General features: G+C 71.1%; 16 protein-coding genes. 9 read left to right on the top strand and 7 right to left on the bottom strand.

What is annotated here, in order from left to right:
* Positions 1-22: 22 nt before the first annotated feature.
* Positions 23-1,606 (bottom strand): 3-phosphoshikimate 1-carboxyvinyltransferase, encoded by a 1,584-nt coding sequence (gene aroA, locus AB4K12_RS29890; RefSeq protein ID WP_368437807.1) that lies wholly within the window; start codon positions 1,604-1,606, stop codon positions 23-25.
* 290 nt (positions 1,607-1,896) lie between these two features.
* Here aroA and AB4K12_RS29895 point away from each other — a divergent pair, with 290 nt between their 5' ends.
* The 8 genes from AB4K12_RS29895 to AB4K12_RS29930 all read left to right on the top strand — a co-directional run bounded on the left by AB4K12_RS29895 (position 1,897) and on the right by AB4K12_RS29930 (position 12,027).
* Entirely contained in the window at positions 1,897-3,138 is a 1,242-nt protein-coding gene (locus AB4K12_RS29895) for an acetyl-CoA carboxylase biotin carboxylase subunit family protein (RefSeq protein WP_368437809.1), read from the top strand.
* 56 nt (positions 3,139-3,194) lie between these two features.
* Complete coding sequence (locus AB4K12_RS29900; RefSeq protein ID WP_368437811.1) at positions 3,195-4,286, top strand: DUF1611 domain-containing protein; 1,092 nt, start codon at positions 3,195-3,197, stop codon at positions 4,284-4,286.
* Positions 4,287-4,318: 32 nt separating this feature from the next.
* Entirely contained in the window at positions 4,319-5,635 is a 1,317-nt protein-coding gene (locus AB4K12_RS29905; protein WP_368437813.1) for an acetyl-CoA carboxylase biotin carboxylase subunit family protein, read from the top strand.
* 67 nt (positions 5,636-5,702) lie between these two features.
* Positions 5,703-6,452 (top strand): iron-containing redox enzyme family protein, encoded by a 750-nt coding sequence (locus AB4K12_RS29910; protein ID WP_368437814.1) that lies wholly within the window; start codon positions 5,703-5,705, stop codon positions 6,450-6,452.
* 314 nt (positions 6,453-6,766) lie between these two features.
* Complete coding sequence (locus AB4K12_RS29915) at positions 6,767-7,648, top strand: phytanoyl-CoA dioxygenase family protein (protein WP_368437816.1); 882 nt, start codon at positions 6,767-6,769, stop codon at positions 7,646-7,648.
* A gap of 7 nt (positions 7,649-7,655) precedes the next feature.
* The gene (locus tag AB4K12_RS29920) at positions 7,656-8,498 is read left to right on the top strand and encodes a PhzF family phenazine biosynthesis protein (protein ID WP_368437817.1); all 843 of its coding nucleotides are present in this window, start codon (positions 7,656-7,658) and stop codon (positions 8,496-8,498) included.
* A gap of 116 nt (positions 8,499-8,614) precedes the next feature.
* Positions 8,615-9,910: an MFS transporter gene (locus AB4K12_RS29925; protein ID WP_368437819.1), complete on the top strand. Its 1,296-nt coding sequence runs from the start codon at positions 8,615-8,617 to the stop codon at positions 9,908-9,910.
* An 89-nt stretch (positions 9,911-9,999) separates the two neighbouring features.
* Positions 10,000-12,027 carry a thioredoxin domain-containing protein gene (locus AB4K12_RS29930; protein WP_368437820.1) on the top strand — a complete coding sequence of 676 codons (2,028 nt, stop codon included), beginning with the start codon at positions 10,000-10,002 and terminating at the stop codon, positions 12,025-12,027.
* Between the two features lie 72 nt (positions 12,028-12,099).
* On the opposite strand, the gene AB4K12_RS29935 is transcribed toward AB4K12_RS29930, so the two are convergent.
* Complete coding sequence (locus AB4K12_RS29935) at positions 12,100-12,726, bottom strand: TetR/AcrR family transcriptional regulator (RefSeq protein ID WP_368437822.1); 627 nt, start codon at positions 12,724-12,726, stop codon at positions 12,100-12,102.
* Between the two features lie 376 nt (positions 12,727-13,102).
* Positions 13,103-13,816, bottom strand: coding sequence for a hemolysin III family protein (locus AB4K12_RS29940; protein ID WP_368437823.1), 714 nt, complete (start codon positions 13,814-13,816; stop codon positions 13,103-13,105).
* A 263-nt stretch (positions 13,817-14,079) separates the two neighbouring features.
* Between AB4K12_RS29940 and AB4K12_RS29945 the strand changes: the two genes are divergently transcribed.
* Positions 14,080-15,909: a phosphoenolpyruvate carboxykinase (GTP) gene (locus AB4K12_RS29945; protein WP_368437825.1), complete on the top strand. Its 1,830-nt coding sequence runs from the start codon at positions 14,080-14,082 to the stop codon at positions 15,907-15,909.
* 52 nt (positions 15,910-15,961) lie between these two features.
* Here the strand turns inward: AB4K12_RS29945 and AB4K12_RS29950 are convergent, their stop codons facing one another.
* The 4 genes from AB4K12_RS29950 to AB4K12_RS29965 all read right to left on the bottom strand — a co-directional run bounded on the left by AB4K12_RS29950 (position 15,962) and on the right by AB4K12_RS29965 (position 20,730).
* A complete protein-coding gene (locus AB4K12_RS29950) occupies positions 15,962-16,348 on the bottom strand; it encodes a hypothetical protein (RefSeq protein WP_362252062.1) in 387 nt (128 codons plus the stop codon).
* Positions 16,349-16,397: 49 nt separating this feature from the next.
* The gene (locus AB4K12_RS29955) at positions 16,398-17,609 is read right to left on the bottom strand and encodes a pyridoxal phosphate-dependent aminotransferase (RefSeq protein WP_086569915.1); all 1,212 of its coding nucleotides are present in this window, start codon (positions 17,607-17,609) and stop codon (positions 16,398-16,400) included.
* 76 nt (positions 17,610-17,685) lie between these two features.
* Positions 17,686-19,290 (bottom strand): amidohydrolase family protein, encoded by a 1,605-nt coding sequence (locus AB4K12_RS29960; RefSeq protein ID WP_368437826.1) that lies wholly within the window; start codon positions 19,288-19,290, stop codon positions 17,686-17,688.
* Positions 19,291-19,443: 153 nt separating this feature from the next.
* The gene (locus tag AB4K12_RS29965; protein WP_368437827.1) at positions 19,444-20,730 is read right to left on the bottom strand and encodes an alanine racemase; all 1,287 of its coding nucleotides are present in this window, start codon (positions 20,728-20,730) and stop codon (positions 19,444-19,446) included.
* Between the last annotated feature and the right edge of the window lie 176 nt (positions 20,731-20,906).

The raw sequence follows: 20,906 nt of genomic DNA on the forward strand, positions 1-20,906 counted from the left end.
GCCGGGGTTGCCGCAGACAGGGTCAGGCGACGGCCCCGGCGGGCGCGTCCTCCTCCTCGACGGCCGTGGTCCGCGCCCCAGCCTTGGTGAACTCCTCCATGAAGCTGGGGAAGGACAGCTTGACGTCCTCGAAGCCGGAGAACCGGTTGGCGGACTGCATCCGCAGGCCGGCCACGAAGAGCGACATGAAGATGCGGTGGTCACCCCAGCTGGACAGCGTCACTCCACCGGGGTACGTCTGCGCGCCGCGGACCAGGAAGCCGTCGCAGACCCCGTCGGCGTACAGGACCTCGATGTCCACGCCCGCGCGGGTCAGTTCGGCGGCCATGGCCTCGATGCGTGACGCCTTGTGGAACCGGGTGAGGCGTCCGCCGGTCACCTTCAGGCTGCCCTGCACGTACGCCCCGAGGGCGGCGAGCGTGGGCACGATGTTGGGGCAGTCCATCACGTCAACCTCGAAGTCGCCGCGCAGGCTGCCCTCCGGGTTGTCGACGATCATCGACAGGTTGTCCTCGTCGAAGGTGACACTCACCCCGAGCTTTTCCAGGATCGGGACGATCGCGAACTCGCCCTGCAGGCTGCCGCCGTACACGTTGGTCAGGACGGTCCGGCCCGGGAAGAGCGCGGCGGCGGCCAGCAGGTACGAGGCAGAGGTGTAGTCCTCGTGGATGGTGACATCCTGGGTCTGGTAGTGGGAGGGCTCCACGTGGTAGTGACGCATGTCCTCCGAGACGGCCAGCTTGATGCCCGCGTCGGTCAGGCTCGCCAGCGTCTGCCGGATGTACGACTGGGAGTAGACCTCGCCCGTCACCTCGATCTCCACCGGGCCTTCGGCCAGCGGCGCGGCGAACAGGATGGCGGTGATGAACTGCGAGCTGATGTCACCCGGCAGCCGGCAGGTGCCGCCCTTCAGGCCGCCTCCCCAGTTGACGACCGGAGCCTTGCCCTCGTCGGCGATCGATTCGATGTCCGCGCCGAGTTCGCGCAGCGCGTCCAGCAGGGGCGCCATCACGCGCTTGCGCAGGGTCGCGTCGCCCGTCACCACGGTCGGCGACGGCAGAGCGGAGGCCAGCGCCGTCACGATGCGGAACACCAGACCCGAGCCGCGGGACTGGACGACGCGCCGGATGTCCGGGAGGGTCCCTCCGATGCCCTTGATCTCCAGGAAACCGTCGTGCTCGGTTATCTCGGCGCCCAGGGCACGGCAGGCGATCTTCATCGTCTCCGTCTCGTCGCAACGGAGGTCGTTGTAGACGCGTGACGTTCCCTCGGCCAGCGTGCCTACCAGAATGGCCCGTTGCGTCTCCGGCTTCGAGGAAGGGACGCGGAAAGTTCCGGAAAAGGAATCGATCGGATCAACCTTCAGCAGCATCCTCATGTCTCCCGTTTCGCATCGTTCGCCGCCTGATGTCTTGCAGGCGACGTCGCTTTGAGGTCTGGGCCGGCGATATTCGCGGAGCGGGAACATGTCGTCCCGCCGCTTGGCGCTTCGATGTCGGGGCGGGAGTTCGGAAAACTCTCCTGGCGCGCATGGCAACCCTCCGCCGACCTGGAGGGCGCGATGGGAATTCTGCGTCCCGTGGGGCGGGAGCGGCAATAGGTCCATCTACCCATGGCGTTTCCGGCGCATGGTGGTCCGGAGCCTCCGTTGCCGAGGCGTGGCGCGGCCGTCGGCGCTCAGCGGCATCACCGGGGCCGGGGGCGGGACTTAGGTCCTATTCTGACCGGTCCCGGTCCCGTGCGAGGCTGTGGCAGCGCGATCAACGCATTGAGGGCTGGTCCCGGGATTCGGGTTCGGGTTCATCCTTCGGTTCCGAAAGGCCCGCCTTTCACCGGCGTCAACCGGCCCGCGGCCGGGCACATCCATGTTTCCTGTGAACCGTGAGGCGACATCCCATGTCCAGCGCAATCCTGTTCCTCAACCGCTGGCCCTTGTACGAGGACCAGCGGCGCTGGGAGAACCGCCTTGCCGCTGCCGAGTTGGTCTTCGACCCGGAGACCGACCGCGTCACGTACCTCTGCGACGAGGCCGGCCGCAGCGGAGTGCCCGCCGACGCCGAACGGGTCCATGTCGTACCGGACTTCGATGACGTGGACGGTGTGCTGGAGCTCGTCGACGCCGTCGTCCGCGACGAGGGTCCGTTCGACCACGTCATCGGATTCTCCGAAATGCTGCTCGACCTCGCGGCGATCCTGCGCGAGCGGTACGGCATCCAGGGCTCCGGCATCGAGGAGACCGCCCGGTTCCGCGACAAGAGCGTCATGAAGGAGAGGGTGTCGCGGGCCGGCCTCCGAGTGCCGCGCTGGGCGCCCTGCCGCACCGAGGAGCAGACCCTCGCGGCCGCCGAGGAGTTCGGCTACCCCGTGATCGTCAAGCCGGTGCGAGGGTCGTCCAGCCAGGGTGTGCGCGAGATCGCCTCGGCCGAGGAGCTGCGGGCCCTGTGCGCCGAACGGAGCCTGGACGACCTCGAGATCGAGGAGTTCGTGCAGGGCGATATCCTGCACGTCGACGGCGTCCTGGACGCCGAGGGCAAACCGCTGTTCCTGTGCACCTCGCGCTACATCTCCACCTGCCTGGACTACGAGGCCCTGGGCGCACCGCTCGGCTCGGTCTTCCAGACGGACCCCGAGGTGCGCGACCGCTGCGAGGACTTCGCCGTGCGCTGCCTGGACGCGCTCGGTCTGCGCGGCTCCGCCTTCCATCTCGAGCTCTTCGACACCGGCGACGAGTTGGTGTTCCTGGAGGTCGGGGCCCGGGTGCCGGGCGCCGACGTGGCCTATGTCATCGACGACGTCCACGGCGTGAACCTTTGGCGGTTGTGGGTCGACGTGCTGCTCGGCCGCCCGGTGCACCTGCCGGTCCACGACCCGGGGCTGAGCGGCGGCTGGCTGATCGTCCAAGGTCCCAAGCCGCTGCCCCGGAAGGTCGCCGCCGCCACCCCGCTCCTGGGTCACGTTCCGTATGTGTACCGCGAGCTGGTGCCGAGGCCGGGTGAAGTCCTGATCTCCCGGCCCGGCTCGTACGCCACGCTCCAGGGCGGCCGCTTCCTGTTCCGGGGCGGCACCCAGAAGCAGATCGAGGAGGCCGTGAGCCAGGCGAGTGCGCAGTACCGCCTGACGACCGAGCCCCTCCCGTAGGTCGCCCGAACCATCGCGTGTCATAGGCCAGAGAACCATCGAGTCCGGAGGTAGACATGGGCCAGTTGAGCCATGCGGAGCTGGTTGAGAAGAAGTTCGTGCTGTTCGCCGAGGAATGCTTCGGACTCTTCACGAGCAAGATTGCCGCCTCACTGGTCCGCTACAACGGGGACCGCTGTGTCGCCGTGATCGACAGCCTTCAAGCCGGCCGGACCGTCCAGGACGTCCTCGGCTACGGCGGCCCGATCCCGATCGTCAGCCGTGTCGAGGACGCTCTGCACCTGAGCCCCGAGGTCCTGATCATCGGCAAGGGCCTGCATTCCGCCGACCTGCCCCCGAACTGGAAGCCGCACATCCTCTCGGCCGTCCAGAACGGCCTGCACCTGATCAACTCGATCCACTACCGCCTCGCCGGCGACCCGGACATCGCCCGGGCCATTCGGGACAAGGGCGTCACCGTCTGGGAGACCAAGGACACCCCGCCGGTGGAGCTCAACAAGGCCCGCGTCCTGGGCCTGGACACCTGGGTCATCCACACCGTCGGCAGCGACTCCAACATCGGCAAGAAGACCGCCGCTCTGCAGATCTGGCAAGAGGCCAACCGCAGCGGCATCAGCACCGGCTTCGCCGCCACCGGCCAGAGCGGCATGCTGATCTCCGGCCATGGCATCGCGGTCGACGGCGTCCCCGGCGACTTCATGGCCGGCGCCGTCGAGCAGGTGGTCATGGAGGCCGCGGCCGGCAAGGAATGGGTCGTCGTCGAGGGTCAGGGTTCGCTCAACCACATCGGGTTCAGCAGCGTCGCCCTCGCCATCCTCCACGGTGCCCTGCCGCATGCTCTGGTCTTCTGCCACCGCCTCGGCGCCGACCGGACCAAGGTCTGGGAGACGCCCATCATCCCCATCCCCGAGCTCATCCGCCTGAACGAGGAGCTCTCCGTCTTCGAGCGGCCCGCCAAGGTCGCCGCCATCAGCGTCAACAGCTTCGGCTTCTCCGACGAGGACTACCGCCGCGAGGTCGAGAAGCTGGAGGTCGACACCGGACTGCCTGTCGTCGACCCGGTCCGTGAGGGCGGCGCCCGGCTCGTGGAGATCCTGCGCGCCCACCAGCGCGAGACCGCGGACCGGCTGTCCGACCTCCGGCGCTGAGCGCGACGACGGAACTCCGAGGAGATGCACCGATGAAGAGAGCGATCCTGCTCCTCATGCACCAGGGCAAGTCGTACACCGAGGAGATCGCCGCGGCTGCCGCCGGGCTCGATCTGGCCCTGGTCGCCCTCAGCTCCCGGCCGGAGACGCCGGAGGTGCTGGAGGCGAGCCGCCGGCATCTGGCGGACTGCGTGGTCACCGAGGAATCCGAACTGGGCTCCGGCGACCTCGACAAGGCCGTTCTCGAACTCGCCGACCGGGGCTACCGGGTCGAGGCCGCCCTCGCCACCTTCGAGGGCTACCGGCTGCTGATGGCGGAGCTCAACGAGCGGCTCGGCGTGCACGACTCCGCCGAGGCCGTGCTGCGCCTCTGCCTCGACAAGTACGAACTGCGCCGCCACCTCTTCGCCGAGGGGCTGAGCGAGGTCCGGCTCCACCGGCTCACCCCCGGTGTGACCCCCGATCTCGATCCCTCCGCGCAGTGGTTCGTCAAGCCGGTACGCGGTGCCTCGTCCTTCGCGACCTTCGTCCTGAACGACGTCGAAGACCTGGCCGACCTGCCCGCACTCCAGGAGCAGATGCGCGCCGACCAGCGCATGAAGGCAATCTTCATGGACCGGTACGACTTCCTCGTCGAGGAGTACGTCGAGGGGCCGGAGTTCAGCTTCGAGACCGTCGTCCTCGACGGCCGGGTCCACCACCTGTGCGTCCACGAGAAGGCCCGCGTGGAACGCCTGGAGCGGACCGTCCTGGAGGGGATGTCGGTCAGCCCGCCCGTGAGCCTCGACCGTGAGATCGTCCTGGAAGGAGCCGACCACGTCACCCGCTGCCTCGCCGCGCTGGCGGAGCACGGGACGGTCGCCGGCGTCTTCCACATCGAGGCGAAGTACTGGGAGTCGAAGAAGCGCTGGGAGATCATCGAGATCAACCCCCGGATGGGCGGCAGCCTGATCGACGCCAGCGTCCAGACCGTCACCGGGCACTCCCTCCTGGACCTGTGGGCCGAGTCCCTGGTGCTGCCCGACGGTGAGCGGGACGCCTTCCACGACCGGCTCACCGGCGCCTCCCAGCTGGAGGACCTGCGCACCGGCGCACCCACCCGGGCGACCGTGTTCCTCAGCAAGTACGGAGAGAAGGGGCGGACCGTCGACGCGATCCGCTTCGAGCCGCCCACCCGCCCGCCCCGGATCCTGCGCATCCACGTGGCGGAGGGAACCGAACTTGACGCGTCCGACCGGGGCATCTGCCTGATGGATGCCCTGTGGGACGCGGCGGCCGACGACCTCGAGGCCGAGACCGACTTCCTCGACCGACACGCGACGGAGCATTTCCACGTCAGCTACCGCTGACCGCGGCACCACACTCCGCCCCCTCAGTGAACATCCCCTGCGAACCCTCTTGTGTAAGGAGAACGCGATGAACCGCGTGCAGAACTCCGGGATCACCTACCCGAAGCCGTTCTACAACGAGGAGCAGAGCCGTCTGAAGAAGGCCGAGCTCGACCGTTACCTGGACAAGAAGATGGCGGAGTGGAAGGCCACCGTCCCCTTCGCGTCCCACCTGAGCGAGCCGGAGCTCCACCAGGCGTACTACCGCCGCACCCTCATCGAGCACGTGTGGCGTATCCGCCTCTCCCGGGTCAGCCAGTCCAAGGCCATCTACAAGATCGCCCAGGTCTCGCCCCGGGCCGCCCGCGACTACGCGCAGTACCAGGCCGACGAGATGCTCCACGACAAGCTGTACGTCAGCGACGCCGCGGCCGCCGGCGTCACGGAGGAGGAGATCCAGGCCACCGAGCCCTACCTCTCCACCCGTCTTCTGGAGGGCTTCTTCTACTACACCCTGGAGCACGAGTCGTACCTCGCCCCGGTCGTCTCCAACTACCTGGTGGAGTACACCCAGATCAAGCTCCAGCCGGCGATCGTCGAGAACCTCCAGGAGCGGCTCGGCAAGGAGAAGGTGAAGGGGCAGGCCGCCCACCTCCACGTCGACAGCACCGAGGACCACTCCCAGGAGATGTGGGACATCCTCCACCAGCTGCTCTTCAGCGAGGAGGACTTCCAGAAGGTGTTCAAGTACATCGACGACGTCCAGGACATCCTCGCGATGTTCTTCCGGGAGATCTACGAGGACACCGTCGCCAAGCACGCGAAGACCGCCGCGTAACCCGCACGTCCCGGACCCGCGCCGACGACAGAACCGGCACGCCGGGACGTCGGGCGCCTGAGGGGTGAACCGGTCGAGGGATGCACGGGGACCTTCCGTGTCCCCGTTTCGGACCGGAGAAACAACGGGCGGCCACGAGCGTCCCGGCCGAGGGACGCTCGCGGCCGCCCTCCCCGGCCCGTACGGGGCCAGGCCGCGATGCCGGCCGATGGCGCCCTCGAGCCATCGCGGGTCCACCGGGCGGTCGTCGCCGGGCGGACCCGGACGAGCCCCACCCCACCGCGCCCCGCCACGCACCAGAGAGGAACCCCGCCATGTCCGCAGCCGACACAGCCACGTTCGCCAAGGAGTACCGCGAGAACGGCTTCGCGGTCGCCGAACGTCTCTTTGATCCGAGCGAAGTCGCCGAGCTCAACACCGCCATCACGGAGATCCTCGACGTCTCCGACGTCAGCTCCGTCGCCGAAGTGGAGCCGGGCGACAACGGCATGGCGCGCCGGATCTGGTCGCCCACCAAGCAGCACTCCGCGTTCGAGCGGGCCGCCGCCCACCCCGAACTGCTCGACCACGTCGAGGCACTCATCGGCCCCGACATCCTGTTCCACTACAGCAAGCTCCACCTCAAGGCCCCGCAGGTGGGCAGTGTCGTGGACTGGCACCAGGACTTCGCCTACTACCCCCACACCAACACCGACCTGGTGACGGCCCTCGTCTACCTCGACGACACCACCACCGAGAACTCCGCCCTCCAGGTCGTCCCCGGCTCCCACCTCCGCGGCCTCGCCGACCACTACGTCGACGGCCACTTCCGCGGCAAGGTGGTGGGCGCCGACGCTCCCGACCCGTCGCTCGCCGTGGCCCTCGAGGCGCCCGCGGGCAGTGTGGTCTTCATCCACCCCCTGCTCCTGCACTACTCCTCCCCGAACCGCTCCGACCGGTACCGTCGCGCCTTCCTGCCGGCCTACCGGGCGGCCGACGCCTACCCGATCCACTTCGGCCCGCACGCCGGCCACAACGAGGCCGGAGTGACACTGCTGCGCGGCCAGGTGTCGGACACGGCGCGGGTGGAAGCCGGGGCCTGGCGTCTCCCGCTCGCGGAGCGCCCCTTCGGCTCGCTCTTCCAGCTCCAGGAGGGCGCCAACCAGACCGCGGACGCGGCGACCACCGGGTACGCCACGGTGGAGAAGGCGAAGTGACAGCCCCATGAGCACGCCGAACGTGACGGTCGTCCGCGCCTGTGTGCGGGGCGGCGAGGGCGGCAGCCCCACGGCCGTCGTCCTGGAGGACGACGCGGCCGTCGCGCCGGGCGACGACGAGCGGCGCCGGATCCCGGTCGCACACGGCACCTCGCACGCTGTGTACGTACGTCACGTCGGCGACACGACCGAGCTGCGCTTCTTCACCGCGGAGGGGGAACTGCCCGCCTGCGGGCACGGCACGGTCGCCGCCCTCGCCCTCCTCGCGGCACGGCACGGCGGCGCCGGGCCCTACCGGGCCACCCTCCGTGCCGGGGGGCGCGACTTCGCCGGGCGGGCCGAGCGTGTCGGCGAGCTGATCACCGCCGCCTTCGACCCCGGCCCCGTCGATCTGCGCGAACCCACCGCGGAGGAACGCGCCCTCGTTCTCCCGACCCTCGGGCTCGCGCCGGACGAGGTCGGGCCGAACATCCGGATCGCCGGTGTGGGCCGCGAACGCCTTCTGGTGCCGGTTCCCACCCGGGCCGCGCTCGCCGCGCTGCGTCCGGACCTCGACCGCCTCAGGGCGGCCTGTGACCGGCTCGGCCTGCTCGGCGCGTACGTCCACTCGGAACCTTCGCCCGAGGGTGCGCTCGCGGCACGGATGTTCGCCCCTTCGATCGGCGTTCCGGAGGACCTCGCCAACGCCAACAGTACGGCCTGTCTCGCCGCACACCTGGCCGGCGGGGGCGTCCACCGGATCGCCGTCGACATGGGCGATTCCCTCGGCAGCCCGGCCACCGTCACCGCCACGGCGGGACCGGACCTGAGAGTCGAAGTCGGCGGCACCGCACTGGTCGTGACGGCGTGACCGGCTTATCGGCTCTCTTGAGAACGACCGAGTACTCGACGCGGGGCGGATTCTCGTCGTACTCGTGACGGCTGGGCATCCGACCCCAGCCATCACGGAGTTGGAGCGACAGCCAGTTGGAGACCATCAGTCGGCGCAAGCCCAGCGAACAAGTTGAGCCGACGGCCGGGAAGGGCGTCGAACGAGGGCTGATGGCCTGGCTGGTGGCCCGCGGCCTGATACCCGAGACGAGCCCCAAACGCGCCTTCGCCGTCGCGACCTTCATCAGCCTGATCGGCAAGGGCCTCTTCATGTCCGGGGCCGCGTTGTTCTTCACCCGCTCCGTGGGCCTCCCGGTCGCCCAGGTCGGACTCGCCCTGGGCGCCGCCGCCCTGATCGGACTCGCCGCCGGCGTCCCCGTGGGTCACCTGGCCGACCGGTACGGCCCGCGCGAGGTCTTCCGGCTCACGCTCTTCGTGCAGGCCCTCGCCGTGGCGGGACTGGTGTTCGTGCGCTCCTTCCCGTCGCTGGTCGCGTGCCTGTGCGTGGCCGAGCTCGCCGTCTCGGCCGGCACGGCCGCCCGCGGCCCGCTGAACCGCGCCCTGGGCGCCCCGAACCCCACCCGCTACCGCTCCTACCTGCGTGCCCTCAACAACATCGCCATCGGCTGCGGAGCCCTCGCAGCCGGCGTCGTGGTCCAGTTGGACACCAGGACCGCATACGTGTGCCTCATGCTCGGCACCGCCGTCCTGTTCCTCGCCTCCGCGGCCGCCTGCTCCCGCGTTCCGTCCGTGCCACCGGTGGAGGTCCCGGTGGAAGGCGGCCGCTGGCCGGTCCTGAAGGACAAGCCGTACGTGGTGCTCACGGTCCTGGACGGCATCATGTCCATCCAGAACCAGATGCTGAGCTTCGCCCTGCCGCTGTGGATCATCGGGCACACCGACGCTCCACGGTGGTTCGTCGGTGCGAGCGTGGCCGTCAACACCGCCATCGTGGTCTGCCTGCAGGTGCGGGTCAGCCGCGGCGTCGTCGACAACATGTCGGCCGGCCGCACCATGCGCCGCGCGGGGGCCGCGCTCCTCCTCTCCACCGCCCTCATCGCGGTGGCGGGCGGCGCGCCCGGGTGGGTCGCCATGGTCGTCGTCCTCCTCGGTGTGGTCTCCTTCACCGTGGGCGAACTGTGGTACGCGGCCGCCTCGTTCGAGCTGTCCTTCGGCCTCGCTCCCGAGCACGCACAGGGCCAGTACTCGGGTCTGTTCGCCATCGGCCAGGGCCTGTCCAACGCGATCGGCCCGCCGGTGCTCGGCCTGCTCTGCCTCGGCTGGGGCGAGCCGGGCTGGCTCGCCGTGGGAGTGCTCTTCCTCGTCGCCGGCCAGTTCGTACCGCTCGTCGTGAGGTGGTCCGAGCGCACGCGCACGCACAGCCCGGGCTAGGACCGTGCAGGGGGCCGGGCCCGGCGCACCGGCACGGCACGTGGGTGCCGTAGCGCCGCCCCGGCCTGCCGGTGGGTAAGGATGGGGCCATGCCGAACCGCCTGGCGCACGAGATGTCCCCGTACCTCCTCCAGCACGCCGACAACCCGGTCGACTGGTGGCCCTGGTCGCCCGAGGCCTTCGCCGAGGCCCGGCGCCGGGGTGTGCCGGTGCTGCTCAGCGTGGGGTATTCCAGCTGTCACTGGTGCCATGTGATGGCTCACGAATCGTTCGAGGACGCGTCCGTCGCCGACTACCTCAACGAGCACTTCGTCTCCGTCAAGGTCGACCGCGAGGAGCGGCCCGACATCGACGCGGTCTACATGGAGGCCGTCCAGGCCGCCACCGGCCAGGGCGGCTGGCCCATGACCGTCTTCCTCACCCCCGACGCCGAGCCCTTCTACTTCGGCACCTACTTCCCGCCCGCGCCCCGGCACGGCATGCCCGGCTTCGGGCAGGTGCTCGAGGGCGTGCGGGCCGCCTGGAGCGACCGCCGGGACGAGGTCGGGCAGGTGGCGCGGCGGATCGTCCGGGACCTGTCCGAGCGGGCGCTCGCCGTCGACACCTCCACCCCGCCCGGCCCCGAGGAGCTCCACGCCGCGCTGCTGGGGCTGACCCGCGAGTTCGACGCCGTGCGCGGCGGCTTCGGCGGGGCGCCGAAGTTCCCGCCGTCCATGACGCTGGAGTTCCTGCTCCGCCACCATGTGCGCACGGGCTCCGAGGCGGCTCTGCAGATGGCGGAGGCCACCTGCGAGGCCATGGCCCGGGGCGGCATCTACGACCAGCTCGGCGGCGGCTTCGCGCGGTACTCGGTGGACGCCTCCTGGACCGTGCCGCACTTCGAGAAGATGCTCTACGACAACGCCCTGCTGTGCCGGGCGTACGCCCACCTGTGGCGGGCCACGGGCTCCGCGCTCGCCCGGCGCGTCGCCCTGGAGACGGCGGACTTCATGGTCCGCGAACTGCGGACGGGCGAGGGCGGCTTCGCCTCGGCGCTCGACGCCGACAGCGACGACGGGACCGGCCGGCACGTCGAGGGCGCGTACTACGTGTGGACGCCCCGGCAGCTGCGGGAGGTGCTGGGCGAGGAGGACGCGGCGCTCGCCGCCGCGTACTTCGGCGTCACCAAGGAGGGCACCTTCGAGGAGGGCGCCTCCGTCCTGCAGCTCCCCGACACCGAGCTGCTCGTCGACGCCTCGAAGATCGCCTCCGTGAAGGAGCGGCTGCTGGCGGCCCGCGAGCGGCGGGCCCGCCCGGGCCGCGACGACAAGATCGTGGCCGCCTGGAACGGCCTGGCGATCGCCGCGCTCGCCGAGACCGGCGCCTACTTCGACCGGCCGGACCTGATCCAGGCCGCCACGGACGCCGCCGACCTGCTGGTGCGCACCCACATGGACTGGCACGCGCGGCTCTCGCGCACCTCCCTCGACGGCACGGTGGGCGGCCACGTGGGCGTCCTGGAGGACTACGCGGACGTGGCCGAGGGCTTCCTCGCGCTCGCCGCTGTCGCCGGCGAGGGCGTGTGGGTGGACTTCGCCGGGCTGCTGCTGGACGCCGTGCTGGTCCACTTCACCGACGTCAGCGGCGCGCTCTTCGACACCGCCGACGACGCCGAGATCCTCATCCGCCGCCCGCAGGACCCCACCGACAGCGCCACCCCCTCGGGCTGGACGGCGGCGGCCGGCGCCCTCCTGTCGTACGCCGCCTACACGGGCAGCACCGCGCACCGGGAGGCCGCCGAGAAGGCGCTGGGCGTCGTGCGCACCCTGGGGCCGAAGGCGCCGCGCTTCATCAGCTGGGGCCTGGCGGTCGCCGAGGCCCTGCTGGACGGCCCTCGCGAGGTCGCCGTCGTGGGACCCGTCGATCATCCCGTCACCCGTCAGCTGCACCACACCGCGCTGCTGTCGACCGCGCCCGGCCTGGCCGTGGCGCTCGGCGAGCCGGGTTCGGAGGAGGTGCCGCTGCTGAAGGACCGCCCGCTGCTCGAGGGGCGTCCGGCGGCCTACGTCTGCCGTCGTTTCACGTGCGATGCGCCGACGGCGGACCCGAAGGCCCTCGCGCGGCGGCTGGGCGGCTGAGGCCGCGGGCCGGCGGTGCTTCAGCGCGGCTGAGGGGCCGGGGCCGGCGCGCTTTCAGGGGCCGGCGCGCTTTCAAGGGGTGAGGCTGCCGGCCAGGGTCAGCAGGGCGCGGTCCAGCGCGGGGACCAGCAGCTCCTTGGGCTGCCCGTGGTCGACCCAGTACATGAGCGCCTCGTTGATCACAGCGAGGACGGCCGCGGCCGCGACGCGCAGCTCCAGCTCCTCGGGGGAGCGGCCGGTGCGCCGGGCCAGGGCGTCGGCGAACAGGCGGCAGCTCTCGACCGCGCTCTCGGCCGCGCGGCCGCGCAGCGCGGGCACGTCGCGGATGAGCCGGGAGCACTGCCGCAGGTCACTGATGTCGCCCTCGACGGCCCGGCCCATGGCCTCCACGACGCCCTGCCGGACGGCCTCCATCGGGGGTTCGTCCGCCGGGCGGGCCAGGACGGCGGCGGCCAGCATCGGGTCGCATTCCCGCCTGAGCACGATGTCTTCCTTGGTGGGGAAGTAGCGGAAGACGGTGCTGGGGGAGACGTCGGCGGCCTCGGCGATCCGGTCGACAGGCGTGGCGTCGTACCCGTGCTCCTCGAACAGCCGGTAGGCGGCGCGGCGGATCGCCTGGCGGGTCTGGATCTTCTTCCGTTCGCGCAGCCCGAGCCGGGAGCCGGGCTGCGGGCCGGAGGAGGTCTGTACTGAGGCCATGGACAGCATTCTCCGGTATCGATCTTGCGGCCCCGGCGGGCATTCCCGGCGTTCCGGGCGAGAACGCTGACGAGTCCCTGATTGTCAGTGGGGTGTGTGACCCTGTGTGCAGGGAAGGGAACCGGTCGTAAGGATCGGAAAGGGGAGGGGCATGACGATTGCCGCTGTGCTGACCGCGCTGTTGTGCGTCGGCGGGTATGTGCTGATCGGTGAGGAGGCCGTGGTCGCGGTGGTGCTCGCGGGCGTGGGCGGGCTGGCATGGCGGGTGGCCGCGGCCTCCAGGCCGCGGCCACCGCGCATGGGACGCGCGCCCCGTGCGGGCGCGCCGTCCTCAGGCGCCTTGGGCGCCTCGGGCATCTCGAGTGCCTCAGGCGCCTCAGGCGTGCGAATAGGCCACGAGGGAGATGCCCACATAGTGCGCGATGAACGCCGCCAGGGTGAGTGAGTGGAACACCTCGTGGAAGCCGAACCACCGGGGTGAGGGGTTGGGGCGCTTGATCCCGTAGATCACGCCGCCCGCGGAGTAGAGGAGGCCACCGACGATCACCAGGACGAGGACCGCGATGCCGCCCTTGCGCAGGAAGTCCGGCAGGAAGAAGACGGCGGCCCATCCCATCGCGATGTAGCAGGGGATGTAGAGCCAGCGCGGCGCGCCGACCCAGAAGACACGGAAGGCGATGCCTGCCGCGGCCGCCGCCCAGACCGCCCACAGCAGCACCTGGCCCCGGCCGCCGGGGACCAGGAGCATGGTCAGCGGGGTGTAGGTGCCCGCGATGATGAGAAAGATGTTCGCGTGGTCGAGGCGGCGCAGCACGGCGGTGGCGCGCGGGCTCCAGTCGCCGCGGTGGTACAGCGCGCTGATGCCGAACAGCAGGCAGGCGCTGAGCACGTACACCGCACAGGCGACGCGGCCGCGCGTGCTGTCGGCCAGGGCGGTGAGGAAGACGCCGGAGATCAGCACGGCCGGGAACATCCCGGCGTGCAGCCAGCCGCGCAGCCGGGGTTTGACCGGGACGTCCGGCACGGTGGGCGTGAGGGGCGCGGAGGGCGCGGAGAGCGCGAGTTGCGCTGCGTCGGGCGCGGGAGTCATGGGCGCCATGCTACCTACGGGACCGTAGGTTACGGACAGGTACCACGTGGTGATGCTCACGAAGGTGCCCCCTGGACAGATCGGATGAGTAGTCGGATGATCAAATGAGTGCGGGCGGCACCGGATGAGCGGTCACGAAGCGTCTGGGTCGCAGCCCCCAAGGGGCATACATGTGCAGAGACGGACCTTGCGGACACCGTAGGGCCCGTACACCCTCAACCATCTGACGCCGGGCAAGCGGGTCCCGGCGGAACGGAGCGATCGTGGCGCGCAGCAGTGCGGCTCCCACCACCCCCACCAACCACCAGGAGCTGATCTCCTGGGTCGACGAGATCGCCGCCCTCACACAGCCGGACCGCGTGGTCTGGTGCGACGGATCCGAGGCCGAGTACGAGCGTCTGTGCGAAGAGCTCGTGGCCAAGGGCACCTTCCGCAAGCTCGACCCGGTCAAGCGCCCCAACTCCTACTACGCCGCCTCCGACCCCAGCGACGTGGCGCGCGTCGAGGACCGTACGTTCATCTGCTCCGAGAAGGAGGAGGACGCGGGCCCGACCAACCACTGGAAGGCCCCCGCCGAGATGCGGGAGCTCTTCGCGGGCAAGGAGGGTGACGGGGGCATCTTCCGCGGCTCCATGCGCGGCCGCACCATGTACGTCGTGCCCTTCTGCATGGGCCCGCTCGGCTCGTCGCTCTCCGCCATCGGCGTCGAGATCACCGACTCCGCCTACGTCGCCGTCTCGATGCGCACCATGACCCGCATGGGCCAGGCCGTCCTCGACGAGCTCGGCACCGACGGCTTCTTCGTCAAGGCGGTCCACACCCTCGGCGCTCCGCTCGCCGAGGGCGAGGCCGACGTGCCCTGGCCGTGCAACTCCACCAAGTACATCTCGCACTTCCCCGAGGACCGCGAGATCTGGTCCTACGGCTCCGGCTACGGCGGCAACGCCTTGCTGGGCAAGAAGTGCTACGCCCTGCGCATCGCCTCCGTGATGGCGCGCGACGAGGGCTGGCTGGCCGAGCACATGCTCATCCTCAAGCTGACCCCGCCGCAGGGCGAGGCCAAGTACGTGGCCGCCGCCTTCCCCTCCGCCTGCGGCAAGACCAACCTCGCCATGCTGGAGCCCACGATCTCCGGCTGGACCGTGGAGACCATCGGCGACGACATCGCCTGGATGCGCTTCGGCGAGGACGGCCGCCTCTACGCCATCAACCCCGAGGCCGGCTTCTTCGGCGTCGCCCCCGGCACCGGCGAGAACACCAACGCCAACGCCATGAAGACCCTCTGGGGCAACTCGGTCTTCACCAACGTCGCCCTCACCGACGACAACGACGTCTGGTGGGAGGGCATGACCGAGGACAAGCCCGCGCATCTGACCGACTGGCGCGGCAACGACTGGACGCCGGGCAGCGACGCCCCCGCCGCCCACCCCAACGCCCGCTTCACCGTGCCCGCCTCGCAGTGCCCGATCATCGCGCCCGAGTGGGAGGACCCCAAGGGCGTGCCGATCTCGGCCATCCTCTTCGGCGGCCGCCGCGCCACGGCCGTGCCGCTGGTGACCGAGTCCTTCTCCTGGCAGCACGGCGTCTTCCTCGGCGCCAACGTCGCCTCCGAGAAGACCGCCGCCGCCGAGGGCAAGGTCGGCGAGCTGCGCCGCGACCCGTTCGCCATGCTGCCGTTCTGCGGCTACAACATGGGCGACTACATGGGTCACTGGGTGAAGGTCGGCGCCGACAAGGACCAGGCCAAGCTGCCGAAGATCTACTACGTCAACTGGTTCCGCAAGAACCAGGCGGGCGACTTCGTCTGGCCCGGCTTCGGCGAGAACAGCCGCGTGCTGAAGTGGATCGTCGAGCGCCTCGACGGCCGGGCCGAGGGCGTCGAGACCCCCATCGGCGTCCTGCCGACGAAGGAGGCCCTCGACATGGACGGCCTGCAGCTGGCCGACGCCGACCTCGACCTGCTGCTGACGGTCGACAAGGAGATCTGGCGCGAGGAGGCGGCGCTGGTGCCCGCGCACCTCGACACCTTCGGTGACCACACCCCGAAGGAGCTGTGGGACGAGTACCGCGCGCTGGTCGAGCGCCTGGGCTGACAGCCCTGACGAGCGCCGGGCGGGCCGAGGACCTCGGCCCGCCCGGCGCTCGTCATGCCGCGTCCGTGATGCCCAGTGCGGTCGCGTGGGCGTGCAGCCGCTCGGCCGCGAGGGCGGCGCCGGCGGCGTCGCCGCGCTGGGTGGCGACCACCAGGGCCTGGCCGGCCAGGGTGTGCGCCCGCTGGTGCAGGGCGGTCGGAGCCCCGGCCCCCGTCGTCGGTGCGGCCCGCAGCGGCGGGTGGCCGCTCAGACGGTCGGCCTCGGCGGCCAGCCGGCGCGCGGCCTCGTCCAGCGCGGCGGACGGTCGTAGCGCGCGGAGCTCGTCCGTCACCGTGAGCAGGGCCGTCAGGTGTCCGGCGAGCCGGATCTCCAGCTCCTCCTCGCGGGAGCGGTGGGGCCCGTGTGCGCGGACCGACTTCGTGCGGATCGGCTCGTACATGGATGGCCTCCTGAGTTACCTCTGAAGGCCATCCTAACTTAGACAGAGTCTAAACTTGGCTGTAGCCATCCAGGAAGTTGCCGATCCGGGTCACCGCTTCGGCCAGGTCCTTGGCGTTCGGCAGCGTCACCAGGCGGAAGTGGTCCGGCTCCGGCCAGTTGAAGCCCGTGCCGTGCACGACCATGATCTTCTCGGCCCGGAGCAGGTCGAGGACCATCTGCCGGTCGTCCTTGATCTTGTAGACCTTCGGGTCGAGGCGCGGGAAGGCGTACAGCGCTCCCTTGGGCTTCACGCACGTCACGCCCGGGATCTGGGTCAGCAGCTCGTGCGCGACGTCGCGCTGCTCCAGCAGCCGGCCGCCCGGCAGGACCAGATCGTTGATCGACTGCCGGCCGCCGAGGGCGGTGGCGACGGCGTGCTGCGCGGGCATGTTGGCGCACAGCCGCATGTTGGCCAGGATCGTCAGGCCCTCGATGTAGCTGTCGGCGTGGGCCTTGGGGCCGCAGACCGCCATCCAGCCGCTGCGGTAGCCGGCCACGCGGTAGGACTTGGACAGGCCGTTGAAGGTGAGCGTCAGCAGGTCCGGGGCGATGGCGGCGGTCGGGGTGTGGGTCACGCCGTCGTAGAGGATCTTGTCGTAGATCTCGTCGGAGCAGACGATCAGGTTGTGGCGGCGGGCGATCTCGGTCAGGCCGCGCAGCATCTCGTCGTCGTAGACCGCACCCGTGGGGTTGTTGGGGTTGATGATGACGATGGCCTTGGTGCGGTCCGTGACCTTGCGCTCGATGTCGGCCAGGTCCGGCATCCAGTCCGACTGCTCGTCGCAGCGGTAGTGCACGGCGGTGCCGCCCGCCAGCGAGACGGACGCCGTCCACAGCGGGTAGTCGGGGGCCGGCACGAGGACCTCGTCGCCGTCGTCGAGCAGTGCCTGCATCGACATCTGGATCAGCTCGGAGACGCCGTTGCCGAGGTAGACGTCCTCGACGGACAGCTCGATGCCCTTGGTCTCGTAGTGCTGCACCACCGCGCGCCGGGCCGAGAGAAGGCCCTTGGCGTCGCCGTAGCCGTGCGCGTCGCCGACGTTGCGCAGCATGTCCTCGAGGATCTCGGGCGGGCACTCGAACCCGAAGATCGCGGGGTTGCCGGTGTTCAGCTTGAGGATGCGGTGACCTGCCGCTTCCAGCCGCATGGCCTCCTCGAGCACCGGGCCACGGATTTCGTAGCAGACGTTGGCGAGCTTCGTTGACTGGATCACCTGCATGACGGCCACCCTACGGGGACGTCACGCGCCCCGCGCGCCCTTTGTGGCCCGTCCGACACCCGCCCCGCGGCGCCGCTCAGGCGGAGCCGGCGCGCCGGATCGTGCGCCCCGCCAGAACGTCCGTCCGGCGCCCGTCTTCCATCGCAAAGCGTCCGGCAATCAGGACATAAGGAATGCCGGTCGGAAGTGCGCGAGGGGCTTCGAAAGTGGAGCCGGCGGCCACGGAATCCGGATCGAAGAGCACGAGGTCGGCGACGTGTCCCGGCCTCACCAGACCCCGGTCGGACAGCCCCAGCCGCCTCGCCGGCCGCGACGTGAGATGCGCCACGCACTCCTCCAGCGGCAGTACGCCCAGCTCGCGCGCGTACCGGCCGAGGTAGTGCGGAAAGGTGCCATAGGCGCGCGGGTGAGGCTTCGCGCCGTGCAGGATTCCATCGCTTCCGCCGGTGTGCACGGCGTGGCGCATGATCGCGACGACGTTCTCCTCGTGGCCGACGTGCTGCAGGATCGTCGTCCCCAACCGGTCGTCCAGCAGCAGCCGGCGGGCCGTGGCCCACGGCCGCTCGCCGCGCTCACGGGCCGTGGCCGCCACCGTCCGGCCGACGTGCGAGGCCAGGGACGGCTCGCCCACCCCCGAGACCTCGATCGCCTCCCAGTCGATGGGCACGCCGTGGCAGCCGTCCGCGCCCTCCTCCTCCATGGCGTGCCGGACGCGCTCGGCCGTCGCGTCCTCCCGCAGCCGGGCCAGCACGGCCGCCGGTCCGCCCTCGCTCGCCCAGCCCGGCAGCATGGCGGCGAGCGTGGTGCAGCCGGGGGTGTAGGGGTAGGAGTCCAGGGTGATGTCGGCGCCGGCCGCCAGGGCGGAGTCGAGGAGCGCGAGCAGCTCGGGCGCGCGCCCCTCGTTGCCCCGGAAGTTCAGGACGGCGTGGGCCAGGTGCAGCGCGCAGCCCGCCTCGCGCGCCACGGCGATCATCTCCGCGTACGCGGCGAGCGCCCCCGCCCCGTACGAGCGGTGATGCGGGCAGTAGTAGCCGCCGTACGCCGCCACGACCCGGCACAGCTCGGTCAGCTCCGCGTCGTCGGCGTACATGCCGGGCGCGTAGGTGAGCCCGGACGACATCCCCACCGCGCCCTGCTCCAGCCCCTCGGCGACCAGCCGCTTCATGCGCGCCAGCTCCTCGGCGCCGGCGGGCCGCCGCTCCCAGCCGACGACCAGCGCCCGCACCGTGCCCTGCGGCACGAGGTAGGCGGCGTTGACGGCGATGCCCTGCCGGTCGAGCCGGTCCAGGTACCCGCCGACCGTGCGCCAGTCGACGCCCACGTCCCCGGCGTCGCCGTTCCAGCCGCCGATCGCCGTGTTCACCTCCGCCAGCGTGCGCGTGTCGGCCGGCGCGTACGACAGGCCGTCCTGGCCGAGGACCTCCAGCGTCACGCCCTGCGCGACCTTCGCCTCGTGCGCGGGGTCGCGCAGGAGGGCCAGGTCGCTGTGGGCGTGCATGTCGATGAAGCCGGGGCTCAGGGCGAGGCCGGCCGCGTCGAGGACGCGGTGGGCGGTGGGCCTGCGGCCCTCGCCTTCGCGCCGGACCTCGGCGATCCGGCCGTCGGCCAGGGCGACGTCGGCACGGTGGGCCGGGGTGCCGGTGCCGTCGATGACCGCTGCTCCGCGGATGACGAGGTCCATGCGGTGACCTCCCCCACCCCGCCCCTTCCCGAAACCCCGGGGCTCCGCGGCCGGATCCGGCGGGGAAGGGACGGGGAAGGCTGCGTTCGCGTTTGTCCGCGGGCCGGTGGGGGCCGGCCGCGCGGTTCCCCGCGCCCCTTACGGGGCGCGGGCTCAGAAGAACGTGCGGACGTACTCCGTCACCGTGCCGTCCGCCCACGCCAGCGGAATCATCGGCCACTTCTCGAAGACCGTGCACGGGTGCGACACGCCCAGGCCCACCCAGTCGCCGACCTCCAGGGCCCGCGCCTCGTCCGCCACCGCGACGAACGCGTGCTGGTCGGCCAGCCTCGTCACCGTCAGTCCGGTGGCCGGGCGGACGGAGCCGTCGCGGGCGGAGCGGACGACCTGGGGCTCCGGGAGGCCGAGGTCGTAGGAGACGTCGCGCTTGCCGGCGTTGAGGTAGGCCATGCCCGGCTCGGGGCGGGAGACGACCTGCGTCCACAGTCGCAGCGCGGGCTGCAGCGCGCCCTCCCCGGCGAGGCGGTTGAAGGGGGTCTTGTTCCGGTACTGCCCGTCGTCGTGGGTGACGTACGCGCCGCTGCGCAGCAGCTTGAGCACCGGTGCGGACAGCGTGGGCAGCTGCGCGAAGACCTCGGCGACGGCGTCGAACCAGGCGCTGCCGCCCGCACTGACGACGATCTCCTCGACGCCGGCGAAGCGGCCCGCCTTGTCGAAGGCGACCGCGAGGCCGGTGAGGCGGCGCAGCCATGCCCGTACGACCTCGCCGTCGGCGTCCGGGATCTCCGCCTCGTAGCCGGCGAGGCCGACCAGGCGGAGAGTGCCGGTGGCGGCGACGGCGTCGGCGACGCGCTCGCACTCCTCGTCGCTCCGCACGCCCGTGCGGGCGCCGTCCGCGCCGAGCTCGACGACGACGTCGAGGGGGCGGCCGGCGCCGGCGTCGCGCAGGGCGGCGTCCATCAGTTCGACGCCGCGCACCGAGTCGACGTAGGTGACGAGCCGGAGGGCGGGGTCGGCGGCCAGCTCGGCGGCGAGCCAGCGCAGGGCGACGGCGTCGACGACCTCGTTGGCGAGGAAGATCCGCCGGACGCCGAAGGCGCGGTAGACGCGGACCTGCGCCGGGGTGGCGGCGGTGATGCCCCAGGCGCCGTGGTCGAGCTGGCGCTGGAAGAGGCGGGGGGCCATGGACGTCTTGCCGTGCGGGGCGAAGGCCAGGTCGTGCTCGGCGCTGTAGTGCTCCATGAGCGCGAGGTTGTGCTCGAGCGCCTCGGCGGAGAGGGCGAGCACGGGGGTGGTGAAGCCGCCGGTGAACAGGGACCGGCGCTCGGCGGCCAGTTCGCCGACGGTCCGGCCGTCCGCGTCCGGGGGCAGCCCCTTGAAGCGGTGGTCCAGCCGTTCTCCGGCGAGCCGGGCGACGGCGTCGTCGGCTATGGGGGCCATGGGGTCTCCCGTCGGATCGTGTGCAACACCCACACCACCCACACCCTGCGATGCGGGAGGCGCTCGCGGCTGTTTAACACTCCGGCACGGACCGGGTCAACGGACCAAAGGTACGCAACGCACGCAAAGAGCCGGGACACGGGCGCGCGGCGATGCCGGGACGGACGCCCGGCACC

It is taken from the genome of Streptomyces sp. C36 (assembly GCF_040932295.1).
GTDB lineage: Bacteria > Actinomycetota > Actinomycetes > Streptomycetales > Streptomycetaceae > Streptomyces > Streptomyces triculaminicus.

Bases quoted from the DNA above. Each gene is read 5' to 3' on its own strand.
- AB4K12_RS29930 (WP_368437820.1), top strand. From the start codon at position 10,000: ATGCCGAACCGCCTGGCGCACGAGATGTCCCCGTACCTCCTCCAGCAC.
- AB4K12_RS29940 (WP_368437823.1), bottom strand. From the start codon at position 13,816: ATGACTCCCGCGCCCGACGCAGCGCAACTCGCGCTCTCCGCGCCCTCC.
- AB4K12_RS29955 (WP_086569915.1), bottom strand. From the start codon at position 17,609: ATGCAGGTGATCCAGTCAACGAAGCTCGCCAACGTCTGCTACGAAATC.
- AB4K12_RS29900 (WP_368437811.1), top strand. From the start codon at position 3,195: ATGGGCCAGTTGAGCCATGCGGAGCTGGTTGAGAAGAAGTTCGTGCTG.
- AB4K12_RS29915 (WP_368437816.1), top strand. From the start codon at position 6,767: ATGTCCGCAGCCGACACAGCCACGTTCGCCAAGGAGTACCGCGAGAAC.
- AB4K12_RS29935 (WP_368437822.1), bottom strand. From the start codon at position 12,726: ATGGCCTCAGTACAGACCTCCTCCGGCCCGCAGCCCGGCTCCCGGCTC.
- aroA (WP_368437807.1), bottom strand. From the start codon at position 1,606: ATGGACCTATTGCCGCTCCCGCCCCACGGGACGCAGAATTCCCATCGC.
- AB4K12_RS29960 (WP_368437826.1), bottom strand. From the start codon at position 19,290: ATGGACCTCGTCATCCGCGGAGCAGCGGTCATCGACGGCACCGGCACC.
- AB4K12_RS29895 (WP_368437809.1), top strand. From the start codon at position 1,897: ATGTCCAGCGCAATCCTGTTCCTCAACCGCTGGCCCTTGTACGAGGAC.
- AB4K12_RS29905 (WP_368437813.1), top strand. From the start codon at position 4,319: ATGAAGAGAGCGATCCTGCTCCTCATGCACCAGGGCAAGTCGTACACC.
- AB4K12_RS29910 (WP_368437814.1), top strand. From the start codon at position 5,703: ATGAACCGCGTGCAGAACTCCGGGATCACCTACCCGAAGCCGTTCTAC.
- AB4K12_RS29965 (WP_368437827.1), bottom strand. From the start codon at position 20,730: ATGGCCCCCATAGCCGACGACGCCGTCGCCCGGCTCGCCGGAGAACGG.
- AB4K12_RS29950 (WP_362252062.1), bottom strand. From the start codon at position 16,348: ATGTACGAGCCGATCCGCACGAAGTCGGTCCGCGCACACGGGCCCCAC.
- AB4K12_RS29920 (WP_368437817.1), top strand. From the start codon at position 7,656: ATGAGCACGCCGAACGTGACGGTCGTCCGCGCCTGTGTGCGGGGCGGC.